Raw genomic sequence first — 14,898 nt, 5'->3', positions numbered from 1 at the left:
GAACCATGCCGTTCCGCGCGGGCCGGCCACAAGAGACAAACCATGACGACCAACCCCAAGACTGACTCCCTCACCCGTGCCATTCGCGGCCGCGTGCTGCATTTCCTGCGCGATCCGCAATTCCATGAGGATGCGTATCAGTATTGGGACGACGGGGTGCTGATCGTCACCAACGGGCGCATCGCCGCCGCAGGCGACTACACGCAGCTGGCTGCGCGCATTCCGGCCGACGCCGAGATCGTCGACCACCGCGGCAAGCTGATCGTGCCCGGCTTTATCGACACCCACGTGCACTACCCGCAGACTGACATGATCGCGTCGCCGTCGCCGGGCCTGCTGCACTGGCTCGACACCTACACCTTCCCCGAAGAGCGCCGCTTTGCCGACCCCGACTACGCGCGCGGCGTGGCCGGCTTCTTCACCGAGGAACTGCTGCGCAACGGCACCACCAGCGCGGTGGTCTGGAGCACGGTGCACAAGGCCTCGGCCGAGGCCCTCTTTGCCGAAAGCGAGGCGCGCAACCTGCGCATGGTCACGGGCAAGGTGATGATGGACCGCAACTGCCCGGAATTCCTGCGCGATACGGCCGAGACCGGAGCCCGGGACTCCGCCGACCTGCTGTCGCGCTGGCATAACAAGGGACGCCTGGCCTACGCCATCACGCCGCGCTTTGCCCCGACCTCGACCGAGGCGCAGCTGGCCGCCTGCGGCGAGCTGGCGCGCGCCTACCCGGACGCCTTTATCCAGACCCACGTGGCCGAGAACCGCGACGAGGTCAAATGGGTCGCCGAGCTGTTCCCGGACGCGCGCAGCTACCTGGACGTGTACGACCGCTACGGCCTGCTGCGCCCGGGCGCGATGTACGGCCACGCCATCTACCTGGACCAGGACGACCGCCGGCGCCTGGCCGACAGCGGTGCCGCGGTGGCGCATTGCCCCACCTCCAACCTGTTCCTGGGCAGCGGCTTCTATGACTTCCACCAGTCCGACGCCAACCGCCTGAATGTGACGCTGGCCACCGACGTCGGCGGCGGCACTTCGTTCTCGATGTTCCGCACCATGAACGCCGCGCACAAGGTGGCGCGCATGGGCGGCTACTACCTGACCGCCCTGCGCATGTTCTACCTGGCCACGCGCGCCGCGGCCGAGGCGCTGGGCTGGACCGACCGCGTCGGCAGCTTTGGCGTTGGCTGCGAGGCCGACTTCATCGTGCTGGACCCCAAGGCCACGCCGCTGATCGCCCGCCGCAGCAACCGCTCGGAAACGCTGGAAGAGGAGCTGTTCGCCTTTGCCATGCTGGGCGACGACCGCCTCATCGACAGCGTCTATGTGATGGGCGAGGCCGCCCACGTGCCGGCCGCCTGATCCGTCACCTGGCCAGCAGCCGCCCGCCGCCATGCGGCGGGCGCGCTTTTACCGCTTCGCCCCCGCCTCCGGCTTGACGAGCGTCAAGACCGTCTCCGACAAAGCCTTCTAACCTTGCGGTTCCGCCGCGGCCGTTCTGCGTGCCGTGCGCCCATACCCATCCGACCGCAATCAGAAGGTTCTGCATGACCGCATCCCAATCCGCCGCTCACGCCCCTGAGCGCGCCCATGGCCCGCATGACGTGCCCTATGCCGCGCGCAAGGGTGCGCCCAACCACGCCCCGCTTCCGGCGCCGATCGCACCGGACGCCCCGCTGCCCTCGCGCAAGATCATCCGCGGCTGGCTGATCCCGCTGGGCCAGCGCAGTACCCCGCGCGCACTGCTGCTGTTCGCCTTCGACTACCTGCTGTTCGGCGCCGTGCTGGCCGGCGTGGTGCTGGCGCAGCACTGGGCCGCCAAGCTGGCGCTGGGCGTGCTGGCCGGGCTGATCATCGCGCGCCTGTTTATCATCGGCCACGATGCCTGCCACCAGAGCCTGACCCCGCGCCGCGGCCTGAACAAGTGGCTGGGCCGGCTCACCTTCCTGCCCTCGCTGACGCCCTACAGCCTGTGGGAAGTCGGCCACAACGTGGTGCACCACGGCTACACCAACCTGAAGGGCTTCGACTTCGTCTGGGCGCCCTACTCGCTGGAAGAATTCAACGCGCTGCCGCGCTGGCGCCGCGTGATGGAGCGCATCTACCGCACCGGCTTCGGCCCGGGCCTGTACTACCTGGTGGAAATCTGGTGGTGCAAGATGTTCTTCCCGAGCAAGCGCCAGATGGCCACGCGCCGCCCGATCTTCACCGGCGACTGTGTGCTGGTAGCCGCCTTCGGGCTGGCCTGGATCGGCGCGCTGGCTGGCCTGGCACTGGCCACGGACCAGTCCGTCTGGATGCTCATCGGTGCCGGCTTCGTGCTGCCCTTCCTGGTCTGGAACGTCACCGTCGGCTTCGTGCTGTACGTGCACCACACCCATACCAGCGTGGCCTGGTATGACACCAAGGCCATGTGGGCCAAGGCGCAGCCCTTTGTTTCGACCACCGTGCACCTGCGCTTCCGCCACGGCATCGGCGCCGCGCTGCACCACATCATGGAACACACCGCGCACCACGTCGACATGAGCGTGCCGCTGTACCGCCTCAAGCGCGCCCAGGCGCTGCTGGAGCATGCGCTGCCAGGCCGCATCATCATCGAGAACTTCTCCTGGCGCTGGTATTTCGACACCGCGCGCCGCTGCAAACTCTATGACTTCAAGGCCCTGTGCTGGACCGATTTCCGCGGCCGCCAGACCAGCGACAACGCGCCTGTACCCGCCTGAGGATACAGGCCATGTGGCGGGGGGGCAGGTGGACGCCTGCCCCCCGCTGCCGTTATAATTGGCGCTTCCATTGGGGAGTAGCCGCCCTGCTCTTACCGCGCCGCGCAATGCGGATTCCGGGGGACAGGGGCGCACGTCAACAGACTTGACCGCTTGCGGTTATGGCGTGCGCAGCTCCGGACCCGCCCGGCCGTGTACTGATACGGACCCGGCAGCGTCCAGCCTGGCGAGACCGATGACCATACCTTTCTGGCCGGGCCGGGAAAGGTGTGCGTCATTGGCATCTCGCGATGCATTGCGGCCCGGTTACCCCACAAGACCAATATGGAAGCCTTCCTCGTCTCCACAGGCATCGTCGCCCTCGCTGAAATGGGCGACAAGACGCAATTGCTGTCGCTGGTGCTGGCCGCGCGCTACCGCAAGCCCGTTCCCATCATCCTTGGCATCCTGATCGCCACGCTGTTCAACCATGGCTTTGCCGGCGCGCTCGGCGGCTGGATCACGCATGTGCTGGGCGAAAGCCTGCTGCGCTGGATCCTGGGCCTGGGCTTTATCGCGATGGCGGGATGGATGCTGATCCCCGACAAGCTCGACGACGCCGAACAGGCCAAGCCGGTCAAGGGCGCCCTCGGCATCCTCGGCACCACCATCGTGGCGTTCTTCTTTGCCGAGATGGGCGACAAGACCCAGATCGCCACCGTGGCGCTGGCCGCGCGCTTCAGCGATGCGGTGATTGCCGTGGTGGCCGGCACCACCTTCGGCATGATGGTCGCCAATGCGCCGGCGGTCCTGCTTGGTGACAAGTTTGCCAACAAGATGCCGATCGCGCTGGTGCACAAGATCGCGGCAGGGATTTTCCTGGTGCTGGGGGTGTTGGCGTTGCTAAATATCGGCGGATAAGTCGTCGAAAAAAAACGGGGCGCAAGGCCCCGTTCAAACCCTCGCCGGTCCGGTACTGACGGTTGCCAACTGCACAACCCTCCGGACCGTCGATCACCGATGCTCGGATTTCGCGAGCCGGCTGCACGCGCCGGCCCTGATGCTTTTCAGATCAAGCCACCCTTAGTTAGTGGTCTTGGCACCGCCTTCGAACCACTGGCCCAGCAGGGCGCGTTCGTCGTCGGTGATCTGCGTCACGTTGCCCAGCGGCATCGCCTTCTGCTGCACGGCCTGCTGGTAGATCAGCTGGGCGTGGGCCTTGATGTCTTCCGCGGTGTCGAGCTTGATGCCCTTGGCTGCGGTCGGCATCAACTTCGGCTGCGCGGCGTGGCACTGCACGCAGCGCGCGTTCAGCACTTCCTGCACCTTGGCAAAGCTGACGGTGGCAACGGCGGCGTCACCGCCTTCTGCCTTGGCCACGGCCGGGCGCGGTTGCGGCGCGATCAGCACGGCGACCACGGCCAGCACGGCAACGCCGGCTGCGGGCCAGGCCACGTTGATCTTGCCCTTGTGCTTGAGGATGAAGAACTGGCGGATCAGCACACCGGCCAGCATGATCAGGATCAGCGCGGCCCAGTTGTACTTGTAGCTGTAGGTCATGCTGTAGTGGTTCGACAGCATCGCGAACAGCACCGGCAGCGTGAAGTACGTGTTGTGCACGCTGCGCTGCTTGGCGTTCTTGCCATGGACCGGATCGACCGGCTGGCCTGCGCGCAGCGCGGCAACCACCTTGCGCTGGCCCGGGATGATCCATACCAGCACGTTGGCGCTCATGATGGTGGCGATCATCGCACCGGTCAGCAGGAACGCCGCACGGCCCGAGAACAGGTGGCACGCCACGTAGGCAGCCACGGCCACGTAGATCGCCACCAGCACGCCCACGGTCTTGTCGCTCTTGCCGAACACGCGGCAGATCACGTCATAGACCACCCAGCCCGCGGCCAGGTAGGACAGCGCCAGGCCGACCGCCGCGCCAGGCGACATGTCGTAGACGTTCTTGTCGATCAGGAACGTGCTGGCGTTGAACAGGTACAGCACCACCAGCAGGCCGAAGCCGGTCATCCAGGTGGAATACGACTCCCAGTAGAACCAGTGCAGGTTCTCAGGCAGCGTCTTGGGCGCGGTCAGGTATTTCTGCGGGTTGTAGAAACCGCCGCCGTGCACGGCCCACAGCTCGCCGCCGACACCCTTCTCCTGCAGGTCAGGATCGGTGGGACGGGTCAGGCTGTTGTCAAGCCAGACGAAATAAAACGAGGAGCCGATCCACGCGATCGCCGTGATGACGTGCACCCAGCGCAGCAGCAGATTGGCCCAGTCGAGAATGTAGCCTTCCATGTCTTGTCTCCTGTTTCCCTATGCCACCGCTTCAGCTGCCGCGGTAGGTCGAGTACGACCAGGGCGAAACCAGGAGGGGCACGTGGTAGTGCGCGTTGACATCGGCAATACCGAAGCGCAGGGGCACCACGTCCAGGAAAGCCGGCTCGGGCAGCTGCGTGCCTTGCGCGCGGAAGTAGTCGCCCGCAGCGAATTCCAGCTCATACACGCCAACGGCGAAGTCCGCGCCTTCCAGTAGCGGCTGGTCGCAACGGCCGTCGTGGTTGGTCACGACTGTCTTCAGGGTTTCGCGACGATTGTCGACAATCTTATGAAGCGTAACCGACATGCCCTTGCCGGGCGTGCCGGCAGCGGTGTCGAGTACGTGTGTGGTCAAGCGTCCCATCGTGTTTTTCCTTAGGCGATTGGGTTGTGAGGGGCGCCGCTGCCTTCACTAGCACCATTTGTGGGAATGGTGCCCGCTCGGTACGTCTGGTAACGCATCCCGGCGCTGGGTGGTGCGTGGCGACAATGCGCCTGCACTACCCGGTTGGCAATTCAGGGATTTCCCTGAGTTGTCGAAAACCTGAGTCGGTTTTGTTGACAATATTGAAGCAGCAACCAAATAATTGTCAACAATTTTTGGATCACCGCTGCCTGATGTCCAGGATTTGCGGTGCCCCGCCTGACTGCTGGTGCCACGATGTCCAAGAGCCTGAAGCTGATTGCCGCCAACGCCGAAACCAAGGCCGACGCCGAGCCGACCGAAATCCAGGCGGGCAAGCCCGCCAAGCCCGCACGCAAGGGCTCGGTCGAAGAGCGCATGTATCACGAGATCTACGACGCGATCATGGAGCACCGGCTGCCGCCGCGCACCAAGCTGACCGAGCATTCCCTTTGCGAGATCTATGCCACCGCGCGACACACGGTGCGCAAGGTGCTGTCGCACCTGGCCGCCGACGGCATGGTCGATCTCGAACCCAACCGCGGCGCCTTTATCGCCAGCCCCTCCACCGACGAAGCGCACGACATGTTCGAGCTGCGCCAGATGCTGGAACGCGCGGTGCTGGAAAAGCTTGCCGGCATGCCCGACGTCAAGACCGTGATCGCGCCGCTGCGCCAGATGGTGGCCAGCGAGCGCCAGGCCTTCCTCACGCATGACCGGCCCAAATGGATCCGCCTGTCCGCCGAGTTCCATACGGCCCTGGCGGAACTGTCGGGCAACGCGCTGCTCGTCAACATGATGCGCCGGCTGGTGTCGCGCACCACGCTGATGATCGCCAGCGTGGAAGCCCCGGGCAACAACGCCTGCTCGTTCGATGAACACGAAGAGATCCTCGACGCACTCGAACAGGGCAATGCCGCGCTGGCCCAGTCGCGCATGGCGCACCACCTTGGCGCCTGCGCCGACCGCGTGCAGCCGGACGAGCCGGGCAACTTTGATCTTCGCAGCGTGCTAGGCCGCTCCACCTAGCACGGTGTTCCCGCCGCTGCCCCCAAATACAAGGCCAGACCCGGTCGGCAAACAGCACCCGGCTCACCGACGAGAGTGCTGACACGACCGGCAGATAACGGTCCGGAGACCTTCCGGGATCCAGAACCGGGGCCATGGCAGTGGTGTTCCCATCAAACCAAAGGAGAGGAGACGCACCCATGAATTCCGCAAGCACCACGGTCCCGACGGACCTCACCAACGAGCGTTTGCCTTCCGGGCGCCTGCTCGCGCTCGGGTTGCAGCACGTTCTGGTGATGTACGCCGGCACGGTTGCCGTGCCCCTGATCGTGGGTGGCGCGCTCAAGCTGCCCAAGGACCAGCTGGCGTTCCTGATCAACGCCGACCTGTTCGCCGCGGGCCTGGCCACGCTGATCCAGGCCTTTGGTTTCTGGAAGTTCGGCATCCGCCTGCCGGTGATGATGGGCGTGACCTTCGCCTCGGTGGCGCCGATGATCGCCATCGGCACCGATCCCAATGTCGGCCTGCTCGGCATCTATGGCGCGGTGATTGCGTCGGGGATTTTCGGCATCCTGATTGCGCCGATGATGGGGCGCATGCTGGGGCTGTTCCCGCCGGTGGTGACCGGGACGGTGATCACGCTGATCGGCGTGTCGCTGATGCGCGTGGGCATCAACTGGGCGGCCGGCGGCCAGCCCACCACCCGTGCCGTGATCGACGGCGTGGTCAAGGAGGTGCCCAACCTCGCCTACGGTGACCTGGCCAACCTCGGCATTGCCGGCCTGACGCTGCTGATCATCCTGCTGCTGACCAAGTACGGCCGCGGCCTGGTGGCCAACTGCGCAGTGCTGCTGGGCATCATCGCCGGCACGCTGGTGGCGATGGCGATGGGCAAGGTGTCTTTCGAAGGCCTGGATGAAGCCAGCTTCATGGCTGTCATCACGCCGCTGCACTTCGGCATCCCGACCTTCGAAGTGACCGCCATCCTGTCGATGTGCATCGTCATGCTGATCACGCTGGTGGAATCCACCGGCATGTTCCTGGCGCTGTCGGACATCACCGGCAAGAAGCTGAGCAACGAGGACCTGACCCGCGGCCTGCGCGCCGACGGCCTGGGCACCGTGATCGGCGGCATCTTCAACACCTTCCCGTACACCTCGTTCTCGCAGAACGTAGGCCTGGTGACAGTGACCGGCGTGCGCTCGCGCTACGTGGCGGCTGCCGGCGGCATCATCCTGATCGCGTTCGGCCTGTTCCCCAAGATGGCCCACGTGGTGGCCTCGGTGCCGCAGTTCGTGCTGGGCGGCGCCGGCATCGTGATGTTCGGCATGGTGGCCGCCACCGGCATCCGCATCCTGGGCTCGTGCGATTTCAACCGCAACCGTTACAACCTGTTCATCGTCGCCATCTCAATCGGCGCCGGCATGATCCCGACGCTGGCACCGACCTTCTTCCAGTACCTGCCGAAGTGGACCGGTCCGTTCACCCACAGCGGCATCGTGCTGGGCACCATCGTGGCCGTGGCGCTGAACCTGTTCTACAACGGCATCCAGTCGCGCGAGGAGGCCATGCGCAACGCCGCCGCCAACTCGCACGGCACCGAGTAACCGAAGCAACGGTATCGAAGTATCCGGCACCGCCGCCGGCACGACTGGCACGTACATTGCGTGATGGTCGGCGCTTGCGGGCGGCGCGGCGGTGCCGGAAGTTTTCCTGAAGCAAGCAAAGACACATGACCAAAGATAACTATCCACGCGATCTCATCGGATACGGTGCCCGGCCGCCGCACGCCCGCTGGCCGGGCGGCGCGCGCGTTGCGGTGCAGTTCGTCCTCAACTACGAAGAAGGCGGCGAAAACTGCGTGCTACACGGCGACGCCGCCTCCGAGCAGTTCCTCTCCGAGATCGTCGGCGCCGCGGCCTACCCCGACCGCCACATGAGCATGGAGGGCATCTACGAATACGGCTCGCGTGCCGGCGTCTGGCGCCTGCTGCGCGAGTTCGAGAAGCGTGGCCTGCCGCTGACCATCTTCGGCGTGTCGATGGCGCTGCAGCGCCATCCTGAACTGACCCGCGCCTTTGTCGAACTGGGCCATGAGATCGCCTGCCACGGCTGGCGCTGGATCCACTACCAGGGCATCGACGAAGCCACCGAGCGCGAGCACATGCGCATCGGCATGCAGATCATCAAGGACCTGACCGGCGAGTTGCCGCTGGGCTGGTACACCGGCCGCGACAGCCCCAACACGCGCCGCCTGGTGGTGGAGCACGGCGGCCTCCTGTACGACTCGGACTACTACGGCGACGACCTGCCCTTCTGGACCGAAGTCGAAGTCACCGGCGGCGAGAAGAAGCCGCACCTGGTGGTGCCGTACACGCTCGACTCCAACGACATGCGCTTTGCCACGCCGCAGGGCTTCAATACCGGCGAACAATTCTTCCAGTACCTCAAGGACGCGTTCGACGTGCTGTACGAGGAAGGCGACCCGAGCGGACAGGACAGCCCCAAGATGCTGTCGGTCGGCATGCACTGCCGCCTGCTCGGCCGCCCGGGCCGCTTCCGCGCGCTGCAGCGCTTCCTCGACTATGTGCAGGGACACGACAAGGTGTGGATCTGCCGCCGTGTCGACATCGCCCGCCACTGGGCCGATACCCACCCCTACACCCCCCGGAACCAAGCATGAGCCAGACCTACACCATCGCCCAACTCAACACCATGCCTGTCGCGGAGTTCGTGCAGGTGCTGGGCGGCATCTACGAACATTCGCCGTGGTTTGCCGAGGCCGCTGCCGCGCAACGGCCCTTCGCCGACGGTGCCGCGCTGGCGCAGGCACTGCGCAAGGCCGTCGATGAAGCCGGCGAGGCGGCCCAGCTCAAGCTGGTGCGCGCTCACCCGGAGCTGGCCGGCAAGGCCGCCGTGCGCGGCGAGCTGACCGCCGAGTCCACGCGCGAGCAAAGCGGCGCCGGCCTGAACCTGTGCACGCCCGAGGAGTTCGACCGCCTGCAGTCGCTCAACGCGGCCTACAACCAGAAATTCGGCTTCCCGTTCATCCTGGCCGTGCGCGGCTACGACCGCCACGGGATCATCGCGGAGTTCGCGCGCCGCCTGGAAAACACGCCGCAGCACGAGTTGCAAACTTGCATCAACCAGATCCATCGCATTGCGCAGTTCCGGCTTGACGACTTAGTATCCGCCTGAGCAAAAAAGCGTCACCTGTATAACAAAAAACGCTGTACCCGATGCCGCCGGCACCCCATGTACCACCCACCACCGAGCCAGGCCAGGCGGCACGAATAAAAGCACCAAGACATTAGAAGAACCCGACAGGGACCCAGTACACAACGTTCCAAGCAGGATCGATCAAACCACGGAGGTCTAACAATGCAGAAGCAGTACAAGCCGGCACTAAAGCTGGCGGTGGTAGCGGCTACCCTTTTTTCCGGCGCGGCCATGGCCCAGTCCAGCGTCACGCTGTACGGCCAGGCTGACATGTTCGTCGGCGGCGTCAAGAGCCCGGGTTCGGGCGAGCGCGCATGGGTGGCCAACTCGGGCGGTATGCAGACGTCCTACTGGGGCATCAAGGGCACCGAAGACCTGGGCGGCGGCACCAAGGCCATCTTCGATCTGAACGGGTTCTTCCGCACGGACAGCGGCAACAGCGGCCGCTTCAACGGGGATTCGATGTTCAGCCGCAATGCGTACGTCGGCCTGCAGAATGACAAGCTGGGTACGTTGAAGCTGGGCCGCAACACGACCCCGTACTTCATCTCGACCATCCTGTTCAACCCGCTGGTCGACTCGTACGTGTTCTCGCCGACCATCTTCCACACCTACTTCGGTGCCGCCAGCAATGGCGTGGTGGACCCGGGCATCATCGGCGACTCGGGCTGGAACAACTCGGTGCTGTACTCCACCCCGAACTTCGGCGGCCTGAGCGCGAACCTGATCTACTCGGCAGGCGAGAAGGCAGGTGCCGCGGGCCAGAACAAGTGGGGCGGCAACCTGATGTATTTCAACGGGCCGTTCGCCGCGACCGTCGCGTACCAGCAGGTCCGCTTCAACGCGGTTCCCGACGACCTGTCGAGCGCGGGCTTCAGCCGCCAGGACGCCGTCCTGGGCGGCATCACATACGACTTCAAGGTGGTCAAGCTGTTCGCCCAGGGCCAGTACATCAAGACCAAGGCCAGCACGGCCGCCAGCGGCGACATCAAGCACACCAACGGTCAGGTCGGGGCCTCGGTGCCGATCGGTGCCGGCAACGTGCTGGCGTCCTACGCCTATGGCAAGACCGAGAACGCAATCGGTGACTTCAAGCGCAACACGTTTGCCGTCGCCTACGACTACAACCTGTCCAAGCGCACCGACGTGTACGCCGCCTACTACTACGACAAGATCACCGGCATCGAGCACGGCGATACCTTCGGCGTGGGCGTGCGTCACAAGTTCTGATGACGTAACCGTCTCACCGGCAGTCCTGCAGCCCGCCCTTCCGGCGGGCTTTTTCATTGCCGCGTTCGCATCACACTGCGCGGAAATCTGCCACCGCAATGCTGCGCCGCGCCATCGCATGCCGTCCGGCAATACGGATCGAAAGCTAGCATTTCATAGATGGATTCAATTGGAAGCCCCCCTTCACGCTTCCTAGATTGGTGTTCCGGACCCTCAAAACGACATTGAGAGAGGTGATTCATGCGGCGCTACCCGAAGACCCGTTCCGAATTGATGGCCATCCTGAACCAGTGCCTCGACAACAACCCCGAGTGCGGCGAATGCGAACTGCACGCGGTGCGAATGCACCAGCCTGACCATACCGGATGCAACTGGAGCGCCGAGGTCGATTTCCCGCAGGAATATGTTGAAAACCTCGACACGCAGTTGGCCGCGGCCAAGTCGATCATCGTCGTGATGCGCGAGCAGTACAACGTGCTGCAATAGCAACCACGTCAAGTGCCTTCCCCCCGCGATTGCCGCGGGGCAGCATCAAACAAAAAGCCGGGTCAGACGACCCGGCTTTTTGCATTCTTGGTGACTTCGTTTTCAGCGCATCAGCGCACCGCGCCGCTCTCCGCCACGGCCACCGCCGTCATGTTGACGATACGGCGTGTGGTCGCCTGCGGGTTCAGGATGTGCACCGGCCTGGCCGCGCCCAGCAGGATCGGGCCCACCGTCACGCCCTGCCCGCCCGTGATCTTGAGCAGGTTGAAGGCGATATTGGCCGCGTCCAGCGTCGGCATCACCAGCAGGTTGGCGCTGCCGGCCAGCTTGGTCGACGGCAGGAAGTGGCGGCGCACGTCTTCGTCCAGTGCGGCGTCGCCCTGCATCTCGCCTTCCACTTCCAGGTGCGGTGCCACCTTGGCCAGGATAGCCGCAGCCTCGCGCATCTTGCGCGCCGACGGACGGGTCGAGGAACCGAACATCGAATGCGACATCAACGCGGCCTTGGGGACCAGGCCGAAACGCGCGATTTCCTCAGCGGCCAGTTGTGCGATCGCGGCCAGTTCCTCGGCGGAGGGATCGTCATTGACGAAGGTGTCAGTGATAAACAGCGTGTGCTTCTCCAACATCAGCGCGTTCATCGCGGCGAACACCTTGGCGCCAGGCGCCAGGCCGATCACGTCACGCACGTGCTCGAGGTGAGCCTCGAAGCGGCCGACCGTGCCGCACAGCAGCGCATCGGCATCGCCCATGTGCATCAGCATCGTGCCGATCAGCGTGTTGGAGCGGCGCAGCGCCACCTTGGCCATGTCCGGCGTCACGCCGTCGCGACCGCGCAGCGCGTGGTAGGCCTCGTGGTAGGCGCGGTAGCGCGGGTCTTCTTCCGGATTGACCAGGTCGAAGTCCACCCCGGCCTTGAGGCGCAGGCCGGCCTTCTCGATGCGCATCTGGATCACGTGCGGGCGGCCGATCAGGGTGGGGCGCGCCAGCCCTTCGTCCACCACGGTCTGCACGGCACGCAGCACGCGCTCTTCCTCGCCCTCGGCGTAGGCCACGCGCTTGGGCGCGGCCTTGGCGGCCGAGAACACCGGCTTCATGATCAGGCCGGTGTGATAGACATAGGTGGACAGCTGCTGGCGATACGCTTCGAGGTCCTTGATCGGGCGCGTGGCCACGCCGGATTCCTCCGCGGCCTTGGCCACCGCCGGCGCGATCTTCTCGATCAGGCGCTGGTCGAACGGGGTCGGGATGATGTAGTCCGGGCCAAACTTCAGCTCACGGCCGCCGTAGGCGGCGGCAACGGCGTCGTTCAGCTCGGCCTCGGCCAGCTCGGCGATGGCCTTGACGCAGGCCAGTTTCATCGCTTCCGTGATCTTGGTCGCGCCGCAATCCAGTGCGCCGCGGAAGATGTACGGGAAGCACAGCACGTTGTTGACCTGGTTCGGGTAGTCCGAACGGCCGGTGGCGATGATGCAGTCCGGGCGCGCGGCCTTGGCCACTTCCGGGCGGATTTCCGGCTCGGGGTTGGCCAGCGCCAGGATGATGGGCTTGTCGGCCATGGTCTTGACCATCTCGGCGGTCAGCACGCCGGCGGTCGAGCAACCCAGGAAGACGTCGGCGTCCTTGACGATGTCAGCCAGCGTGCGCGCCGAGGTGTCCTGTGCGTAGCGCGCCTTGTTGGCTTCCATGTTGACGTCGCGGCCAACGTAGATTACGCCCTTGGAGTCCACCACCGAGATGTTCTCGCGCTTCACGCCCAGGCTGACCATGGTGTCCAGACAGGCAATGGCAGCCGCGCCGGCGCCGGACACGGCCAGTTTCACCTTGCCGACGTCCTTGCCGACCACCTTCAGGCCATTGAGCAGCGCCGCGGTCGAAATGATGGCGGTGCCGTGCTGGTCGTCGTGGAAGACGGGGATGTTCATGCGCTCGCGCAGCTTCTGCTCGATGTAGAAGCATTCCGGCGCCTTGATGTCTTCCAGGTTCACGCCGCCCAGCGTGGGCTCGAGCGCGGCAACGATCTCGACGATCTTGTCCGGGTCGCGCGCGTCGAGCTCGATGTCGAACACGTCGATGCCGGCGAACTTCTTGAACAGGCAGCCCTTGCCCTCCATCACCGGCTTGCCGGCCAGCGGGCCGATATCGCCCAGGCCCAGCACGGCGGTGCCGTTGGTGATCACGGCCACCAGGTTGGCGCGCGAGGTGTACTCGGCGGCGGTGGCGGGGTCCTTGGCGATTTCCTCGCAGGCATAGGCCACGCCCGGCGAGTAGGCCAGCGACAGGTCGCGCTGGTTGGACAGCGCCTTGGTCGCGGTTACCTGGATCTTTCCCTTGGTGGGGCTGCGGTGGTATTCCAGCGCAGCGAGGCGCAGCTGCGCTTCAGGACTGTTCGGGGCATGTTGCGGTGCATCACCGCTAATCTTGCTGCTCATTGGCTCGTCCGGAAAATGGCCCGGACCGGAAGCGCCCCTCTCCCGCCAAGAACCGGCTCGGGCCCGATCGAGAAGTCTCAGGATACGGGCCGGCAGCGAATGACAACGCCTGGCAGCGAAACTGGCGATTCCGGCAGACAGGCCGGAAAAATCGAGCAACCATTCTAGCCCACGTGTCCGCGCAAAGTACCACCACAGCCCGCCTGCAGGCCGTTTTTTGAGTGGATTATTCCAGTTAAACAGCTTTTACCATTGCGTATGCAATGCGGGTGCAGACGCATGCCCCTGCATGCATCCGCACGCATCGCCTGGCCAGGACCGCGCGGCCGGCCCCCGGCTGCCCTACTTTGAGTTTTTCTCGACCTCCAGCGTCACCCTGCGCGGACGGCCGCTCTCGGCCGGGAAGTCGGTAAAGGCGCTGCGGATCAGGTAGGGCATGACCGCCGGCAGGCTGCCGTTTTCGGTCTGGTTCTGCGCGGTGACCTGGTAGATCCGCTTGCCGCTGGCCGCATCCCTGAAATACACCCGCAGGCTGGAGAACGTCACCGGCACGTCGCGCACCACGGTCTGCGGCGGCCAGTAGCCCGGCCCCCATGGGCCCCACGGACCCCAGGGCCCGTAGGGGCGGTAGTAGCCGGGCCCCCAGTAAGGGCCCCACGGGCCGTACCACGGGTCCGAGTAGACGGTCTCGGCCACGCGCACGATGCCGGGCGCGGCATCGAAGTCCATGCTGACGCGATAGCGCGCCTGTTTCGCCGGCACCTGCTCGAAGCCGATCCCCGCCAGCGCCGCGGCCAGCCACTGCTCATAGGTCTGGCGGTCCAGCTGCGCCGCCTGCTCGGCGCTGCGCTCGAAGCTGTAGGTGCGCGGCGCATCGTTCTGCCAGCCCGGCTGGCGGAACGCCGTGACATCGGTCACCACTGTGCTGGCGCACCCTGACAGCAACAGCGCCGCCAGCAACGCCATCGCCCCCCACCACCTGCGCGGCCCCACCGCTCCTGCATTGCCGACACCGCCTGCGCGCTGCCACATAGTGCTACCTCGCTTTCCTCTGAATACCCACGTGTCTCTGAGACCACGCCGCCGGCGCGGAATTCCC

13 protein-coding genes and 1 riboswitch are annotated in these 14,898 nt (G+C 65.3%); of the genes, 9 read left to right on the top strand and 4 right to left on the bottom strand.

Annotated features, from left to right (window positions below; all coding sequences use genetic code 11):
- Positions 1-42: 42 nt before the first annotated feature.
- From guaD to KB879_RS05020, 3 genes are all read left to right on the top strand, one after another.
- On the top strand, positions 43-1,365 hold the full coding sequence (gene guaD, locus KB879_RS05030) for a guanine deaminase (protein ID WP_153955085.1): 1,323 nt from the start codon (positions 43-45) through the stop codon (positions 1,363-1,365).
- 185 nt (positions 1,366-1,550) lie between these two features.
- Positions 1,551-2,726, top strand: coding sequence for a fatty acid desaturase (locus tag KB879_RS05025; protein ID WP_211980859.1), 1,176 nt, complete (start codon positions 1,551-1,553; stop codon positions 2,724-2,726).
- A 49-nt stretch (positions 2,727-2,775) separates the two neighbouring features.
- Positions 2,776-2,985, top strand: a riboswitch (yybP-ykoY riboswitch).
- Between the two features lie 65 nt (positions 2,986-3,050).
- Complete coding sequence (locus KB879_RS05020) at positions 3,051-3,626, top strand: TMEM165/GDT1 family protein (protein WP_035819898.1); 576 nt, start codon at positions 3,051-3,053, stop codon at positions 3,624-3,626.
- A 162-nt stretch (positions 3,627-3,788) separates the two neighbouring features.
- On the opposite strand, the gene KB879_RS05015 is transcribed toward KB879_RS05020, so the two are convergent.
- Together KB879_RS05015 and uraH are read right to left on the bottom strand one after the other, a co-directional pair.
- Entirely contained in the window at positions 3,789-5,000 is a 1,212-nt protein-coding gene (locus KB879_RS05015) for a urate hydroxylase PuuD (protein ID WP_211980858.1), read from the bottom strand.
- 31 nt (positions 5,001-5,031) lie between these two features.
- Positions 5,032-5,385 carry a hydroxyisourate hydrolase gene (gene uraH / locus KB879_RS05010; protein ID WP_010809171.1) on the bottom strand — a complete coding sequence of 118 codons (354 nt, stop codon included), beginning with the start codon at positions 5,383-5,385 and terminating at the stop codon, positions 5,032-5,034.
- 297 nt (positions 5,386-5,682) lie between these two features.
- On the opposite strand from uraH, the gene KB879_RS05005 reads away from it, so the two are divergent.
- The 6 genes from KB879_RS05005 (at position 5,683) to KB879_RS04980 (ending at position 11,367) form a co-directional block, all read left to right on the top strand.
- Complete coding sequence (locus KB879_RS05005; RefSeq protein ID WP_013955977.1) at positions 5,683-6,453, top strand: GntR family transcriptional regulator; 771 nt, start codon at positions 5,683-5,685, stop codon at positions 6,451-6,453.
- A 179-nt stretch (positions 6,454-6,632) separates the two neighbouring features.
- On the top strand, positions 6,633-8,039 hold the full coding sequence (locus KB879_RS05000) for a nucleobase:cation symporter-2 family protein (RefSeq protein ID WP_013955976.1): 1,407 nt from the start codon (positions 6,633-6,635) through the stop codon (positions 8,037-8,039).
- A 125-nt stretch (positions 8,040-8,164) separates the two neighbouring features.
- On the top strand, positions 8,165-9,115 hold the full coding sequence (puuE, locus tag KB879_RS04995) for an allantoinase PuuE (RefSeq protein ID WP_211980857.1): 951 nt from the start codon (positions 8,165-8,167) through the stop codon (positions 9,113-9,115).
- Positions 9,112-9,630: a 2-oxo-4-hydroxy-4-carboxy-5-ureidoimidazoline decarboxylase gene (uraD, locus tag KB879_RS04990; protein ID WP_211980856.1), complete on the top strand. Its 519-nt coding sequence runs from the start codon at positions 9,112-9,114 to the stop codon at positions 9,628-9,630. The genes puuE and uraD overlap by 4 nt, the downstream gene beginning before the upstream one ends.
- Before the next feature lie 183 nt (positions 9,631-9,813).
- Positions 9,814-10,881, top strand: a complete 1,068-nt coding sequence (locus tag KB879_RS04985; protein ID WP_153956841.1) for a porin — start codon at positions 9,814-9,816, stop codon at positions 10,879-10,881.
- A gap of 240 nt (positions 10,882-11,121) precedes the next feature.
- Positions 11,122-11,367, top strand: coding sequence for a hypothetical protein (locus KB879_RS04980; RefSeq protein WP_013955972.1), 246 nt, complete (start codon positions 11,122-11,124; stop codon positions 11,365-11,367).
- A 110-nt stretch (positions 11,368-11,477) separates the two neighbouring features.
- On the opposite strand, the gene KB879_RS04975 is transcribed toward KB879_RS04980, so the two are convergent.
- Positions 11,478-13,799, bottom strand: coding sequence for an NADP-dependent malic enzyme (locus KB879_RS04975; RefSeq protein WP_013955971.1), 2,322 nt, complete (start codon positions 13,797-13,799; stop codon positions 11,478-11,480).
- A gap of 342 nt (positions 13,800-14,141) precedes the next feature.
- The gene (locus KB879_RS04970) at positions 14,142-14,765 is read right to left on the bottom strand and encodes a DUF4136 domain-containing protein (RefSeq protein ID WP_211982124.1); all 624 of its coding nucleotides are present in this window, start codon (positions 14,763-14,765) and stop codon (positions 14,142-14,144) included.
- Positions 14,766-14,898 lie beyond the last annotated feature (133 nt).

Source organism: Cupriavidus sp. KK10 (genome assembly GCF_018223725.1).
Classification (GTDB): Bacteria; Pseudomonadota; Gammaproteobacteria; order Burkholderiales; family Burkholderiaceae; genus Cupriavidus; species Cupriavidus necator.
The sequence above is the reverse complement of the archived record's forward strand: the minus strand, read 5'-3'. Positions and strand labels throughout refer to the sequence as shown.